The sequence below is a fragment of the Streptomyces sp. NPDC000880 genome, from assembly GCF_053599675.1.
The window spans coordinates 1-13,353 of sequence record NZ_JBSFMS010000091.1 but is presented as its reverse complement, the minus strand read 5'-3'; the positions used below and the strand labels follow the sequence as shown (position 1 = coordinate 13,353).

Below are 13,353 nucleotides of genomic sequence, written 5' to 3'. Positions count from 1 at the left end.
TGCGGCATATCGGTCATATTTACGCCTAGTCTGACATTGCGCCTGCTCGTTCTGCCCACAGGGCTTGCGCTCTCTGTCCCCTCCGGTTAAGGGAAGGACGGCCTACGCCATGCCCGCAGATCTCGCCGTCATCGGACTCGGTCATCTCGGCCTGCCCCTCGCCCAGGCCGCCGTAACCGCCGGCATCGAGACCATCGGCTACGACACCGACCCCCGCCATCTCACGGAACCGGCGGCGGGGCGCACCCCCGCCGACATCCGCCGCATGCTCTCCGGAGGCTTCAGGACCGTCACCGACCCGGCCGAGCTGGGCCGCGTACGCACCGCCGCCATCTGTGCCCCCACCCCCCTCGGCGCGGACGGCAACCTCGACCTCACGCCACTCGCCGAGGCCGCCCGCGCGCTCGCCGCCCGGCTGCGCCCGCACACCACCGTGCTGCTCGAATCCGCCGTCCAGCCCGGCACCACGGAAACCTTCCTCCGCCCGATCCTCGAAGAAGGCTCCGGGCTGCGGGCGGGCCGCGACTTCCATCTCGCGTACTCCCCCAGCCGCGTCGACCCGGGCAGCCGCACGCACGGCTACGCCAACACCCCCAAAGTCATCGGGGGTCTCACCCCCGCCTGCACCGAATCGGCCGCCGCCTTCTACAGCCGCCTCACCGACAAGGTGGTCCGCGCGCGCGGACCGCGCGAGGCCGAGACCGTCAAGGTCCTCGAGACGAACTTCCGCCACGTCAACATCGCCCTGGTCAACGAGATGGCAGTGCTCTGTCACGACTTGGGCGTCGACCTCTGGGACGTCATCCGCTGCGCCGAGACCAAGCCTTTCGGCTTCCAGGCCTTCCGCCCCGGCCCCGGCGTCGGCGGCCACGGCGTCCCCCTGGACCCCAACTGCCTCCCGCCCACCGGACGCACCCCCGGTCACCCACTACGGATGGTCGGCCTCGCCCAGGAGATCAACACCCGGATGCCGCAGTACGTCATCCAGCGCTGCGCCACGCTCCTCAACGAACACGGCAAATCGGCCCGGGGCGCGCGCGTGCTGCTCCTCGGCATCACCTACAAGCCGGACCTCCCCGACCTGGAGAGCTCCCCCGCCACCGAAATCGCCCGCCGCCTGATGGACCTGGGCGCCTCCGTCAGCTACCACGATCCGCACATCCCGGACTGGCGGGTGCGCGAACTGGCCGTCCCCCGCGCGGACTCGCTCTACGAAGCCGCCGCCAGCGCGGACCTGACGGTGCTGCTCCAGCACCACCGCACGTACGACCTCCAGGGTCTGGCGGTCAAGGCCCAACTCCTGCTCGACACAAGGGGAGCCACCCCGGCCGGCGCCGCACACCGGCTCTGAGCGAGAACAACAGCCCGATAACTCGCTGCGGCACTGTCGGACCCGAATGCTAGTCTCCGGGATCTCCGCTCGCACGGTCGTGCGATGCATTCGTCCCTGGGGGAAATTCCACATGAGCCAGCCTGTCCCACCGCCGACCGGCAACCCGTTCGCCGCCGCCGACGCCCAGTACGCCCCGGCACCGCCGCCGGCGCCCGTCCGTAACAACGTCGGACTCGGCATCGCCGCGGCCATCGTCGCCGCACTGGTCGCCGCGGGCGCGTACGGCGGCATAGGCGGTGCCATCGAGCGCGAGATCGGCTACGCGGCCATCGGTGTCGGCTTCCTGGTCGGCTTCGCCGCCGCCAAGGCCGGCGGTCGCAACCCCGTGCTGCCCACCGCCAGCGCGGTGCTCGCGCTGGGCGCCGTCTACCTGGGCCAGTTGGTCGCCATCGCGATCATCTTCACAAAGCTGGGTGACCTCTCCTTCACGGAGTACTTCTTCAACAACTTCAGCGACCTGACCACGGTGTGGAAGGAGGCTGCGGACGCCATGTCCTACGTCTTCCTCGCCGTCGGCGCCGTCGCCGCGTTCGCCGGCGCCAAGAAGGCCAACGCCTGAGCCAGGCGCGCGAAGGGGCCTCGCACCAGCCGGTACGGGGCCCCTTTCGTACGCAGCGGCGTCAGCGGCGGTGCTGCGAGTCCGCCACCGTCACCTCGACCCGCTGGAACTCCTTGAGCTCGCTGTAGCCCGTCGTCGCCATCGCCCGGCGCAGCGCGCCGAAGAAGTTCATCGACCCGTCAGGGCTGTGCGAAGGACCGGTCAGGACCTCCTCGGTCGTGCCCACGATGCCCAGGTCCACCAGCTTGCCGCGCGGCACGTCCTCGTGGACCGCCTCCATGCCCCAGTGGTGACCGCGCCCCGGCGCGTCCGTCGCACGGGCCAGCGGCGAGCCGATCATCACCGCGTCCGCGCCGCACGCGATCGCCTTCGGCAGGTCGCCCGACCAGCCCACACCACCGTCCGCGATGACGTGAACGTACCGGCCGCCGGACTCGTCCATGTAGTCACGGCGGGCCGCGGCCACATCCGCGACAGCCGTCGCCATCGGGACCTGGATGCCCAGGACGTTGCGCGTGGTGTGCGCGGCCCCGCCGCCGAAGCCGACCAGCACGCCCGCCGCGCCCGTACGCATCAGGTGCAGCGCGGCCGTGTAGGTGGCGCAGCCGCCCACGATGACCGGCACATCGAGTTCGTAGATGAACTGCTTCAGGTTCAGCGGCTCCGCGGCGCCCGAGACATGCTCGGCCGAGACGGTGGTGCCGCGGATGACGAAGATGTCGACGCCCGCGTCCACGACGGCCTTCGAGAACTGCGCGGTGCGCTGCGGTGAGAGCGCAGCGGCGGTCACCACGCCCGAGTCGCGCACCTCCTTGATCCGCTGCCCGATCAGGTCCTCCTTGATCGGAGCCGCGTAGATCTCCTGCAGACGGCGGGTCGCGGCGGCCTCGTCGAGACCGGCGATCTCCTCGAGCAGCGGCTGCGGGTCCTCGTACCGGGTCCACAGACCCTCGAGGTTCAGCACGCCCAGACCGCCCAGCTCACCGATGCGGATCGCGGTCTGCGGGGAGACCACCGAGTCCATCGGAGCGGCCAGGAAGGGCAGCTCGAAGCGGTAGGCGTCGATCTGCCAGGCGATCGAGACCTCCTTCGGGTCCCGGGTGCGCCGACTCGGCACGACGGCGATGTCATCGAACGCGTACGCCCGGCGGCCGCGCTTGCCGCGCCCGATCTCGATCTCAGTCACGTTGTGTGGCCTTTCCCTCTACGTCTGCCGTTCCAGTATCCCCGACACACACGTCAGGGGCGGTCCCGGGAACCGGGGCCGCCCCTGATCACGCGTGGACTACTTCCTGCTGTAGTTCGGCGCTTCGACCGTCATCTGGATGTCGTGCGGGTGGCTCTCCTTGAGCCCCGCCGACGTGATCCGTACGAACCGGCCGCGGTCCTGCAACTCCGGCACCGTCCGGCCGCCGACGTAGAACATCGACTGCCGCAGACCGCCGGTCAGTTGGTGCACCACCGCGGAGAGCGGGCCGCGGTAGGGCACCTGGCCCTCGATGCCCTCGGGCACCAGCTTCTCGTCGGAGGCGACACCCTCCTGGAAGTAGCGGTCCTTGGAGAAGGAGCGCTGCTCGCCGCGGGACTGCATCGCGCCGAGTGAACCCATGCCGCGGTACGACTTGAACTGCTTGCCGTTGATGAAGAGCAGCTCACCCGGCGACTCCTCGCAGCCCGCGAGCAGCGAGCCGAGCATCACCGTGTCCGCGCCCGCGACCAGCGCCTTCGCGATGTCTCCGGAGTACTGCAGGCCGCCGTCGCCGATCACCGGGACGCCGGCCTCCTTGGCGGCGAGCGAGGCCTCGTAGATCGCCGTGACCTGCGGTACGCCGATGCCGGCGACCACGCGGGTCGTACAGATCGAGCCAGGTCCGACGCCGACCTTGATGCCGTCGACGCCGGCGTCGATCAGCGCCTGCGCGCCGTCGCGCGTGGCGATGTTGCCGCCGATCACATCGACGCCTGAGGCGTTCGACTTGATCTTGGCGACCATGTCGCCGACCAGCCGCGAGTGACCGTGCGCCGTGTCGACGACGATGAAGTCGACGCCCGCCTCGATCAGCGCCTGGGCCCGCTCGAAAGCGTCGCCCGCGACGCCGACGGCCGCGCCGACGAGCAGCCGGCCTTCCTTGTCCTTGGCGGCCATCGGGTACTTCTCGGCCTTGACGAAGTCCTTGACCGTGATCAGGCCCTTGAGCACACCGGCCTCGTCGACCAGCGGAAGCTTCTCGATCTTGTGCCGGCGCAGCAGCTCCATGGCGTCCACACCGGAGATCCCGACCTTGCCGGTGACCAGTGGCATCGGGGTCATGACCTCGCGCACCTGGCGGCTGCGGTCCGTCTCGAAGGCCATGTCGCGGTTGGTGACGATGCCGAGCAGCTTGCCCCCGCGGTCGGTCACCGGGACACCGCTGATGCGGAACTTCGCGCACAGCCGGTCGGCGTCGGCGAGCGTCGCGTCCGGGTTCACCGTGATCGGGTCGGTGACCATGCCGGACTCGGAGCGCTTGACCAGGTCGACCTGGTTGGCCTGGTCGGCGATGGAGAGATTGCGGTGCAGCACACCTGCGCCACCCTGCCGGGCCATGGCGATCGCCATCCGGGCCTCGGTGACCTTGTCCATGGCGGCGGACAGCAGCGGGATGTTCACCCGTACGTTCTTCGAGATGTACGAGGAGGTGTCGATCTGGTCGGGCGCCATGTCCGACGAGCCCGGCAGCAGCAGCACATCGTCGTAGGTCAGCCCGAGTGTCGCGAATTTATCGGGCACTCCGTCGACGTTGGTCATGACACCTTCCCCAAATGGCCTTGATCGGTGCGGATGCCCATGCTAACGGGCTCCACACCCGTCTCATTCCACGATCAAGATCACTGGGCAGGTTTGTGTGTTCGTACGTACGCGGCGCGGCGCGCGAGTCACTGCTCGGCCAGCGCCCGCAGCCGGCTGAGCGCCCGGTGCTGCGCGACCCGTACCGCGCCCGGGGACATGCCCAGCATCTGCCCGGTCTCCTCGGCGGTCAGCCCCACCGCCACCCGCAGCACCAGCAGCTCGCGCTGGTTCTCCGGGAGGTTGGCGAGGAGCTTCTTGGCCCACTCGGCGTCCGAGCTGAGCAACGCGCGCTCCTCGGGACCGAGGGAGTCGTCGGGGCGCTCCGGCATCTCGTCGGACGGCACGGCGGTCGATCCCGGGTGCCGCATGGCGGCCCGCTGCAGATCGGCGACCTTGTGCGACGCGATGGCGAAGACGAATGCCTCGAAGGGCCTGCCGGTGTCCTTGTACCGAGGCAACGCCATGAGCACTGCGACACAGACCTCCTGTGCGAGGTCCTCCACGAAGTGGCGCGCGTCGCCCGGCAGCCGGCTGAGCCGGGTGCGGCAGTAGCGCAGCGCGAGCGGATGGACGTGCGCGAGCAGATCGTGCGTAGCCTGCTCGTCGCCATCGACGGCAAGATGAACGAGCGCACCGATGGCCCCTTGGGCGTTCGCAGCCTCGTCGTCACGCATCGGTCCATGGTGCCTTGACGGCTGAGATTCCGTGGCACCGCGTCCAATGTTGTGCACCGAAGCGTTATGAGTAGGTGCGCCGGAACTCATCTCCTGCGCCCTCCCCTTCCGCTCGACCGACTCGTCCCCGAGGTCCTCCACCCCTCAAGGATGCGGCATCGCGAGGGAAACGGATGCCCACGGGCATCCGTCACCCCGCCCACCCGACGGCGGGCGGGGTTCGTCGTACCCCCGCGGCGAAGCACTGGCGGGACCTAGCGGACCAGACCCCAGCGGAATCCGAGCGCGACGGCGTGCGCCCGGTCCGAGGCGCCCAGTTTCTTGAAAAGACGCCGGGCGTGCGTCTTCACCGTGTCCTCGGAGAGGAAGAGCTCACGGCCGATCTCCGCGTTCGACCGTCCGTGGCTCATGCCTTCGAGCACCTGGATCTCCCGCGCGGTGAGCGTGGGCGCCGCGCCCATCTCGGCCGAGCGCAGCCGCCGCGGGGCGAGCCGCCAGGTCGGATCTGCAAGCGCCTGGGTGACGGTCGCGCGCAGCTCGGCGCGCGAGGCGTCCTTGTGCAGATAGCCGCGCGCGCCGGCGGCGACCGCGAGCGCGACGCCGTCCAGATCCTCGGCGACGGTCAGCATGATGATCCGGGCGCCGGGGTCCGCGGACAGCAGTCGGCGGACCGTCTCGACGCCGCCCAGACCGGGCATGCGTACGTCCATCAGAATCAGGTCCGAGCGGTCCGCGCCCCAGCGGCGGAGGACTTCCTCGCCGTTGGCCGCGGTCGTCACGCGCTCGACGCCGGGAACGGTCGCAACCGCCCGGCGGAGCGCCTCTCGGGCAAGCGGGGAGTCGTCGCAGACGAGGACGGATGTCATGGCCGCCCTCCGCAGCTGATGCGCGTCACCTTGAGCCTCCAGGCTGGGTACGTTTCGTCACCTGTGCGGTTGAACGCTGTCGGACATGTGCCCGAGCGCTTGTTCTTTCAACCGCTTCCGCACTCTCAACGACGGTCACTCGAAAGAGTTACGGGTCGGACTGCCGCCATCAGCACTCTATGTGAGGGGCCGTGCGCGGAGGAGAGCACTGCAGGTCACGAGTCCTTCACCCGGAAGCTATGCCCCATTTAGCGCCATTTCTTCCCTTTTTGTGGCGTATGTGGCTAGATTCGCAATGAGTCATATTTACATCTACTAACACAGTAGATGTACGGTCGTGAGGCACGTGCGGGTGCCGGATCGGCTCGTATCCGCTCGTGTTCGACCTGACCTGTATCCACTCAGCACGGTTTCAAGGGGACATGCGCTATGGCAGATTTCTCCCGCCTTCCCGGACCCAACGCCGATTTGTGGGACTGGCAGCTCCTCGCAGCCTGCCGTGGGGTGGACAGCTCTCTCTTCTTCCACCCCGAGGGCGAGCGGGGCGCGGCACGAAGCGCGCGCGAGAACTCGGCGAAAGAGGTCTGCATGAGGTGCCCGGTCCGCGCGGAGTGCGCGGCGCACGCGCTGGCGGTGCGGGAGCCGTACGGCGTGTGGGGCGGACTGACGGAGGACGAGCGCGAGGAGCTGATGGGGCGCGCGCGGCACCGACTGATTCCGGCAACCAGCGCGGGAGGCACGGCGCCCAGCTGACACCCGAGGTTCGAACATTTCGAAGAAACGTTCCTGCACCACCCCCGTCGGCCTCGGACGGGGGGTGGTCGAGTTCTAGCGATGCGCGGCCAGGGTCAGCTGGTCGAGCGTGGCCGCGACCGCGGGGACCTGGGCCAGGTCCACAAGCGTGAGCGCGACGGTCTCGCGGTGCACGGACGGCTCGACGGTCACGGTGCGCGCGCCCTTGGGCCGCACCGACTCCATCGCGAGTTCGGGCAGCACCGCCACGCCGAGACCCGCTCCCACCAGGCCGATCACGGCCGGATAGTCGTCGGTGGCGAAGTCGATGCGAGGTGTGAACCCGGCCTCCTCGCAGACCTCGACGAGCTGGCGGCGGCAGCGAGGACAGCCCGCGATCCAGGGCTCATCGGCCAGATCGCCGATGCTCACCGCGCCCGAATCGGCGAGCCGGTGGCCCTCGGGGACCAGCCCGACGAGGCGGTCGGTGAGCAAGGGGCGGACGATCAGGTCGTCCCACTCCGCCGTTGCCACGCCGTACCGGAAGGCCAGCGCCACATCGCAGTCACCCTCGCGCAGCATCTCCACCGAGCGCGGCGGCTCGGCCTCGACGAGGGAGACCCGGGTGCCCGGGTGGGCCGCGCGCAGGGCAGCGAGTGCGGTCGGCACGAGCGTGGAGCTGCCGCTGGGGAACGACACGAGTCGGACCCGGCCGGCCCGCAGACCGGCGATGGCGGCGATCTCCTCCTCGGCCGCGGTCAGCCCGGCGAGGATGCCCGACGCGTGGCGTACAAGCGCCTCGCCCGCCTGGGTCAGGCGCATTTCGCGGCCCGTACGGATCAGCAACGGGGTGCCCGCGGAGTTCTCCAGTGCCTTCATCTGCTGGCTGACGGCGGGCTGGGTGCAGCCCAGCCGACGCGCGGCGGCCGAGAACGAGCCGGTGGCGGCCACGGCGCGCAGAACTCGGAGATGACGGGCTTCGATCACCCTCCGAATATAAGGGGACCTTGGGGGAAACCCCCATTGTTGGGTGGTTCGTTTGAGAGCCGGGGGTTAGCGTGCTGTCCATGAAGCTTCTGACTGTGAATGTGGGCCGGCGCACGACCGTCGAGTACACCGACGCACCGGGTGGCGCGACCGGCATCGACAAGAAGCCGGCCGACGCGGCCGTACGAGTGATGGACCCGGGCCCCAAGGGCGAGGGGGCCGGCGGGGTGGCCGGGGACGCGGTCTGCGATCTGCGGCACCACGGCGGCACCGACCAGGCGGTGTACGCATTCGCCCGCGAGGATCTCGACTTCTGGGAGCGGGAGTTGGGCCGGCCACTCGCCAACGGCGCGTTCGGGGAGAACCTCACGACGAGCGGGCTCGATGTGAGCGGGGCGAGGATCGGCGAGCGCTGGCGGATCGGCGGCGAACTGGTGCTGGAGGTGACGAGCGGCCGCGTTCCGTGTCGTACGTTCGCTGGCTGGCTGGGCGAGAAAGGGTGGGTCAAGCGCTTTACGCAGCAGGGCGCGCCCGGCGCGTATCTGCGCGTCATCGAGCCCGGCGAGATCCGCGCGGGCGACGCGATCGAGATCGTGCACCGGCCGGACCACGAGGTGACGGTCCATCTGTCGTTCCGGGCGGACACTACCGAGCGGACGCTGCTGCCCCAGGTCCTCGCGGCGGGCGACGCGCTCCACCCCGAGCAGCTCAAGGACGCCCGGGAGTACGTGGCGAAGTTCGGCGCGTAGGGGAAATCCCTTAGACCGTAAGGGATTTAATTCGGGGACGGCTGGGGGCCGTCCCCGATGTCGCCACGAGCGGCCCACAGGACGCTCGTTGTATGTCTCGCCTGAAGCGCGTCCTCATCATTCTCACGACGGCCGTCGTCGTCATAGCCCTCGCACTCGGTAGCGGTGCTCTGTATGTCTACGCGAACGCCGAGGTGTCCACGGTCGGCACGACGGAGTTCAGCAACGAGCTGGCCGTACCTCCACTCGCGAAGTCGACGGTGAAGCCCGACGGGACCCGGCTCTTCGAACTGACCATGCAGGCCGGTCAGAAGGAGTTCCGAGCCGGGAAGTCCACACCCACCTGGTACTTCGAGGATTCCGCGGGTCGTCCCCAGGACGCGGCAGGTGGTGACTATCTCGGGCCGACGCTGCGTGCCAAGCGCGGCGAGAAGGTCGAGGTGAAGATCAAGAACACGCTGGGCGAGGAGTCCACCGTGCACTGGCACGGCATGCATCTGCCCGCGAAGATGGACGGCGGTCCGCACCAGATGGTCGCCCCCGGGGCGACCTGGACCCCGCACTGGACCGTGAACCAGCCGGCCTCGACTCTCTGGTACCACCCGCATCCGCACGGCAGGACGGAGAAGCATGTGCAGCGGGGGCTGGCCGGGATGTTCCTCCTCGACGACGAGAAGTCCGCGGGGCTGGCGCTGCCCAAGAAGTACGGCGTCGACGATCTGCCGGTCATCGTCCAGGACGTCCGCTTCAGCGGGGCGGAGTTCGACTTCGGGCACAAGATCCTGCGGGACACCGGGTTCCTTGGCGACCGGACGATGGTCAACGGCACCCTCGATCCGTACAAAGTCGTCGGCGACGAGCTCGTACGGCTGCGGCTGCTCAACGCCTCGACCGCCCGCATCTACGACTTCGGATTCTCCGACGACCGTGAGTTCGTGCTGATCGGGACGGACGGCGGGCTGCTCGAGAACCCGGCCCGGATGGACCGCATCCAGCTGTCACCCGGTGAGCGGGCCGAAGTCGTGGTGCGGATGAAACCGGGCGAGAAGACCGTGCTGCGCAGCTTCCCGCACGACAGTTACGGAGGCGGCTGGCAGGGGCGGCTCGCCGGTGCCGACGACAGCTTCGACGTACTGGAGCTGCGCGCCGCCAATGTGCTGCGCCCCTCGCCCGACATCCCCGGCGAGCTGGGCAAGCTGGAGGTCCCCGACGGGTCGGACTCGGTACGCGGGCGGTTCTTCGGTCTTGTGACCACCGGCATCAACGGCAAGAGCATGAAGATGGACCGCATCGACGAGACGGTCACCCGAGGCACCGCCGAAACCTGGACCGTACGCAATGAGCACGGCACACCGCACAACTTCCATGTGCATGATGTGCAGTTCCGGGTGCTGGAGGTGGACGGCAAGCAGCCGCCGCCGGAGCTGCGCGGCGCGAAGGACACGGTGTTCGTGCCGCCGAACACGACGGTCAAGCTCGCGATGCGCTTCGACGGGCCCGCGGACCCGGACACTCCGTACATGTACCACTGCCATCTGCTGTACCACGAGGACCTGGGGATGATGGGTCAGTTCGTGGTCGTCGAGAAGGGACAGCGGGCGGGCACGGTGCGTGCACCGCACTCAGACACGGGGCACTAACGTGCCGCCTATGACGACTGCACTGATTACGGGAGCGACCGCGGGGATCGGCGCCGCGTTCGCGCGGCGGCTCGCCGCCGAGGGACACAACCTGGTGCTGGTGGCCCGCGACACCAAGCGGCTGCAGGAGCAGGCCACCGAGCTGCACGACCGGCACGGCATCGAGGCGGAAGTGCTGACCGCCGATCTGTCGCAGGACGACGGGATCGGGGCGGTCGAGAAGCGGCTGTCCGACCCCAAGAACCCGGTGGAACTGCTGGTCAACAACGCCGGGTTCGGGAACAAGGGGCGCTACCTCGAAGTGTCCATGGCCGACGAGCTGACGATGCTGAAGGTGCACTGCGAGGCGGTGCTGCGGCTCACCTCGGCGGCTGCGGAGTCGATGCGCGAACGCGGGCGGGGCGGGGTGGTGAATGTGGCGTCGGTGGCCGCGTTCGTGCCGCGCGGGACGTACGGTGCTTCGAAGGCGTGGGTCGTGCAGTTCACGCAGGGAGCGGCCCGCGATCTGGCGGGGTCGGGGGTGCGGCTGATGGCGCTGTGCCCCGGTTTCGTACGCACGGAGTTCCACCAGCGGGCCGGGATGGGGACGGACAACATCCCGGGGTGGATGTGGCTGGACGCGGACAAGTTGGTGTCGGCGGCGCTGTCGGACCTGGCCCGTGGGAAGTCGCTGTCCATCCCGGACCCGCGGTACAAGGCGCTGATGGGTGCGGTGAAGCTGGCGCCGCGCAGGCTGCTCGGCGGGATCACGTCCAGGACAGACCGGAAGTACGGTCCGCAGTAAGGGTATTGCGGCTGCTGTCGGGCCGGCTGTTGTGGACAAAGTGGCCTGTGACTTCGGCAGCGGCAAGGGTGTGGACGGGTGCGGGCTCCGGTTCGGCAAAGCTCGCCTTCGTCTCCCCGCAGCGCCACTGCAAGGCGGGGCCTGACCACCGGCAGCGTGAAGTGACCTCAAGCGACATACGAGGAGCTCGAGTTCCACCATGCACCACGCCACTGACAATCGCCCGGCGGACAACCCCGGCGAGCGTCCCGCCCAGCCAGGCGCCGAGCGCCCCGCGCTTCTGCTCGCCATGGGCCCGGGCATCGCCGAGCGCCTGTTCGCCGACCGCCACCGCGACCGCCTCAACGCCCTCGCCCGCACCGACCCGCACCTGATCGCCCACGACCTGGCCGCCCCGACGCCCCCGGTCGCCGCCGCTCTCGCCGCCGCCGAAGTCCTGCTGACCTGCTGGGGCGCGCCCCAGCTCACCGCCGAAGTCCTCGCCGGCGCTCCCCGGCTGCGCGCCGTCGTCCACGCCGCGGGATCCGTCAAGCACCACATCACCGACGCCTGCTGGGCCCGCGGCATCACAGTGACCTCGGCCGCCGCGGCCAACGCCCTGCCCGTCGCCGAGTACACGCTCGCCGCGATTCTCTTCGCCGGCAAGCGCGTCCTGCGCTCGGCCCAGCGCTACGAGCGGCTGCGCACCGACCACGACTTGTGCGGATTCGACGGAGCCGGCAACTACCGCCGTACGGTGGGCATCGTCGGCGCGTCCCGGATCGGCCGCCGGGTGATCGAATTGCTGCGCCCCTTCGACGTGCGGGTGCTGCTGTACGACCCGTACGTCACCGACGCCGAGGCGGCGAAACTGGGCGTCGTACGCACCGAGCTGGACGAGCTCTGCCACCTCAGCAGTATCGTCACGGTCCACGCTCCACAGCTGGCGACCACTCGCCACATGATCGACGCACGCCGGCTCGCGCTGCTGCCGGACGGCGCGACCTTGATCAATACCTCGCGCGGCTCGCTGATCGACGAGAACGCGCTGCTGCCGGAGCTGGTTTCGGGCCGGCTGCACGCCGTACTCGATGTCACCGACCCCGAGGTCCCAGCCGGCGACTCGCCGTTGTACACCCTGCCGAATGTCCTGCTGACCCCGCATATCGCCGGCTCGCTGGGCAATGAGCTCCACCGGATGGCGGACCAGGCCCTCGACGAGCTGGAGCGCTACACCCGGGGGCTGCCCTTCGCGGACCCGGTCCATCCCGGGGCCCTGAATCACTCGGCCTGAGCGCTCGGCCTGAACCAACTCGCCTCGAACCCTCAAAAGCCTCGTATATCACTAAAATGGATGCATCCCACCCAGACCGGGAGGCACAATGAAATTCGTACAGATAATCGACTGCAAGACCGAGCGGTTCGACGACATGGACCGCCTGATGGACCGGTGGGTCGAACAGACCCAAGGCAAGCGGACCGCCACCCACAGCCTCATCGGCAAGGACCGCGACGACGGGTCGCACTTCGTCGAGATCGTCGAATTTCCGTCGTACGAAGAGGCGGTGAAGAACTCCAAGCTGCCGGAGACGGACCGGATCTTCCAGGAGATGGTGGCCCTCTGCGACGAGATGCCCACCTTCACCGACCTCGATGTTGTCCGCGACGAACAGTTGAATCAGGCAACCTCTCGCCGGTTCTTCCACGAGATTGCCACCGGGGGCAACCTCGACGCCATCGACGAAGTGTTCGCGGCCGACTACGCCGACCACGACATCATGAAGGAAGAGGACACCGTGGTCGGGTCCGACGTCATCCGCCGCGATGTCAGCGGATGGCGCGCGGCCTTCGACTTCACCTTCAACCTGGACAGGCAGATCTGCGAGGGCGACGACGTTGCGACGCTGTGGACCTGGACCGGCACTCACCACGGCGACTTCATGGGAATCGCGCCCACGGGCAAGCAGTGCACCATGACGGGCACCACGATCTTCCGGTTCAAGGACGGCAAGATCCAGGAAGGCTGGTGGCACTTCGACATCGTCGGCCTGACGCGGCAGCTCGGCGCGATGGGTCAGTAACAGCGCGCCCGGACAAACACCACCACACGGTGGCCAGGATCAGCACCGCGAGGAGGGCGATCGAGGCGTAGTTCATCGA

Annotated in this window: 13 protein-coding genes; 8 read left to right on the top strand and 5 right to left on the bottom strand. The window is 68.9% G+C overall.

What is annotated here, in order from left to right:
* The first annotated feature begins 109 nt into the window (after positions 1-109).
* Complete coding sequence (locus ACWDO5_RS25195) at positions 110-1,351, top strand: nucleotide sugar dehydrogenase (RefSeq protein WP_450532629.1); 1,242 nt, start codon at positions 110-112, stop codon at positions 1,349-1,351.
* A 112-nt stretch (positions 1,352-1,463) separates the two neighbouring features.
* A complete protein-coding gene (locus ACWDO5_RS25190; RefSeq protein WP_450532628.1) occupies positions 1,464-1,952 on the top strand; it encodes a hypothetical protein in 489 nt (162 codons plus the stop codon).
* Between the two features lie 61 nt (positions 1,953-2,013).
* Here the strand turns inward: ACWDO5_RS25190 and ACWDO5_RS25185 are convergent, their stop codons facing one another.
* From ACWDO5_RS25185 to ACWDO5_RS25170, 4 genes are all read right to left on the bottom strand, one after another.
* Positions 2,014-3,138 carry a GuaB3 family IMP dehydrogenase-related protein gene (locus tag ACWDO5_RS25185; protein WP_450532627.1) on the bottom strand — a complete coding sequence of 375 codons (1,125 nt, stop codon included), beginning with the start codon at positions 3,136-3,138 and terminating at the stop codon, positions 2,014-2,016.
* 99 nt (positions 3,139-3,237) lie between these two features.
* Positions 3,238-4,740 (bottom strand): IMP dehydrogenase, encoded by a 1,503-nt coding sequence (gene guaB, locus ACWDO5_RS25180; protein ID WP_450532626.1) that lies wholly within the window; start codon positions 4,738-4,740, stop codon positions 3,238-3,240.
* Between the two features lie 128 nt (positions 4,741-4,868).
* A complete protein-coding gene (locus ACWDO5_RS25175) occupies positions 4,869-5,456 on the bottom strand; it encodes a sigma-70 family RNA polymerase sigma factor (RefSeq protein WP_450532625.1) in 588 nt (195 codons plus the stop codon).
* Positions 5,457-5,710: 254 nt separating this feature from the next.
* Entirely contained in the window at positions 5,711-6,322 is a 612-nt protein-coding gene (locus ACWDO5_RS25170; RefSeq protein WP_003948568.1) for a response regulator transcription factor, read from the bottom strand.
* 429 nt (positions 6,323-6,751) lie between these two features.
* Here ACWDO5_RS25170 and ACWDO5_RS25165 point away from each other — a divergent pair, with 429 nt between their 5' ends.
* Positions 6,752-7,075 carry a WhiB family transcriptional regulator gene (locus ACWDO5_RS25165; protein ID WP_450532624.1) on the top strand — a complete coding sequence of 108 codons (324 nt, stop codon included), beginning with the start codon at positions 6,752-6,754 and terminating at the stop codon, positions 7,073-7,075.
* Between the two features lie 75 nt (positions 7,076-7,150).
* On the opposite strand, the gene ACWDO5_RS25160 is transcribed toward ACWDO5_RS25165, so the two are convergent.
* Positions 7,151-8,041 carry a LysR family transcriptional regulator gene (locus ACWDO5_RS25160; protein WP_450532623.1) on the bottom strand — a complete coding sequence of 297 codons (891 nt, stop codon included), beginning with the start codon at positions 8,039-8,041 and terminating at the stop codon, positions 7,151-7,153.
* A gap of 80 nt (positions 8,042-8,121) precedes the next feature.
* Here ACWDO5_RS25160 and ACWDO5_RS25155 point away from each other — a divergent pair, with 80 nt between their 5' ends.
* The 5 genes from ACWDO5_RS25155 to ACWDO5_RS25135 all read left to right on the top strand — a co-directional run bounded on the left by ACWDO5_RS25155 (position 8,122) and on the right by ACWDO5_RS25135 (position 13,274).
* Entirely contained in the window at positions 8,122-8,790 is a 669-nt protein-coding gene (locus tag ACWDO5_RS25155) for an MOSC domain-containing protein (RefSeq protein WP_450532622.1), read from the top strand.
* 92 nt (positions 8,791-8,882) lie between these two features.
* Entirely contained in the window at positions 8,883-10,430 is a 1,548-nt protein-coding gene (locus tag ACWDO5_RS25150; protein WP_450532621.1) for a multicopper oxidase family protein, read from the top strand.
* 10 nt (positions 10,431-10,440) lie between these two features.
* Entirely contained in the window at positions 10,441-11,214 is a 774-nt protein-coding gene (locus ACWDO5_RS25145) for an SDR family NAD(P)-dependent oxidoreductase (RefSeq protein ID WP_450532620.1), read from the top strand.
* A gap of 199 nt (positions 11,215-11,413) precedes the next feature.
* A complete protein-coding gene (locus ACWDO5_RS25140) occupies positions 11,414-12,487 on the top strand; it encodes a hydroxyacid dehydrogenase (RefSeq protein WP_450532619.1) in 1,074 nt (357 codons plus the stop codon).
* Positions 12,488-12,575: 88 nt separating this feature from the next.
* On the top strand, positions 12,576-13,274 hold the full coding sequence (locus ACWDO5_RS25135; RefSeq protein ID WP_450532618.1) for an ester cyclase: 699 nt from the start codon (positions 12,576-12,578) through the stop codon (positions 13,272-13,274).
* Positions 13,275-13,353: the final 79 nt, after the last annotated feature.

What these genes read in the sequence shown, in the direction of transcription:
- ACWDO5_RS25170 (WP_003948568.1), bottom strand. Translation starts at nt 6,322, where the DNA reads ATGACATCCGTCCTCGTCTGCGACGACTCCCCGCTTGCCCGAGAGGCG.
- ACWDO5_RS25175 (WP_450532625.1), bottom strand. Translation starts at nt 5,456, where the DNA reads ATGCGTGACGACGAGGCTGCGAACGCCCAAGGGGCCATCGGTGCGCTC.
- ACWDO5_RS25135 (WP_450532618.1), top strand. Translation starts at nt 12,576, where the DNA reads ATGAAATTCGTACAGATAATCGACTGCAAGACCGAGCGGTTCGACGAC.
- ACWDO5_RS25145 (WP_450532620.1), top strand. Translation starts at nt 10,441, where the DNA reads ATGACGACTGCACTGATTACGGGAGCGACCGCGGGGATCGGCGCCGCG.
- ACWDO5_RS25195 (WP_450532629.1), top strand. Translation starts at nt 110, where the DNA reads ATGCCCGCAGATCTCGCCGTCATCGGACTCGGTCATCTCGGCCTGCCC.
- ACWDO5_RS25155 (WP_450532622.1), top strand. Translation starts at nt 8,122, where the DNA reads ATGAAGCTTCTGACTGTGAATGTGGGCCGGCGCACGACCGTCGAGTAC.
- ACWDO5_RS25140 (WP_450532619.1), top strand. Translation starts at nt 11,414, where the DNA reads ATGCACCACGCCACTGACAATCGCCCGGCGGACAACCCCGGCGAGCGT.
- guaB (WP_450532626.1), bottom strand. Translation starts at nt 4,740, where the DNA reads ATGACCAACGTCGACGGAGTGCCCGATAAATTCGCGACACTCGGGCTG.
- ACWDO5_RS25190 (WP_450532628.1), top strand. Translation starts at nt 1,464, where the DNA reads ATGAGCCAGCCTGTCCCACCGCCGACCGGCAACCCGTTCGCCGCCGCC.
- ACWDO5_RS25165 (WP_450532624.1), top strand. Translation starts at nt 6,752, where the DNA reads ATGGCAGATTTCTCCCGCCTTCCCGGACCCAACGCCGATTTGTGGGAC.
- ACWDO5_RS25150 (WP_450532621.1), top strand. Translation starts at nt 8,883, where the DNA reads ATGTCTCGCCTGAAGCGCGTCCTCATCATTCTCACGACGGCCGTCGTC.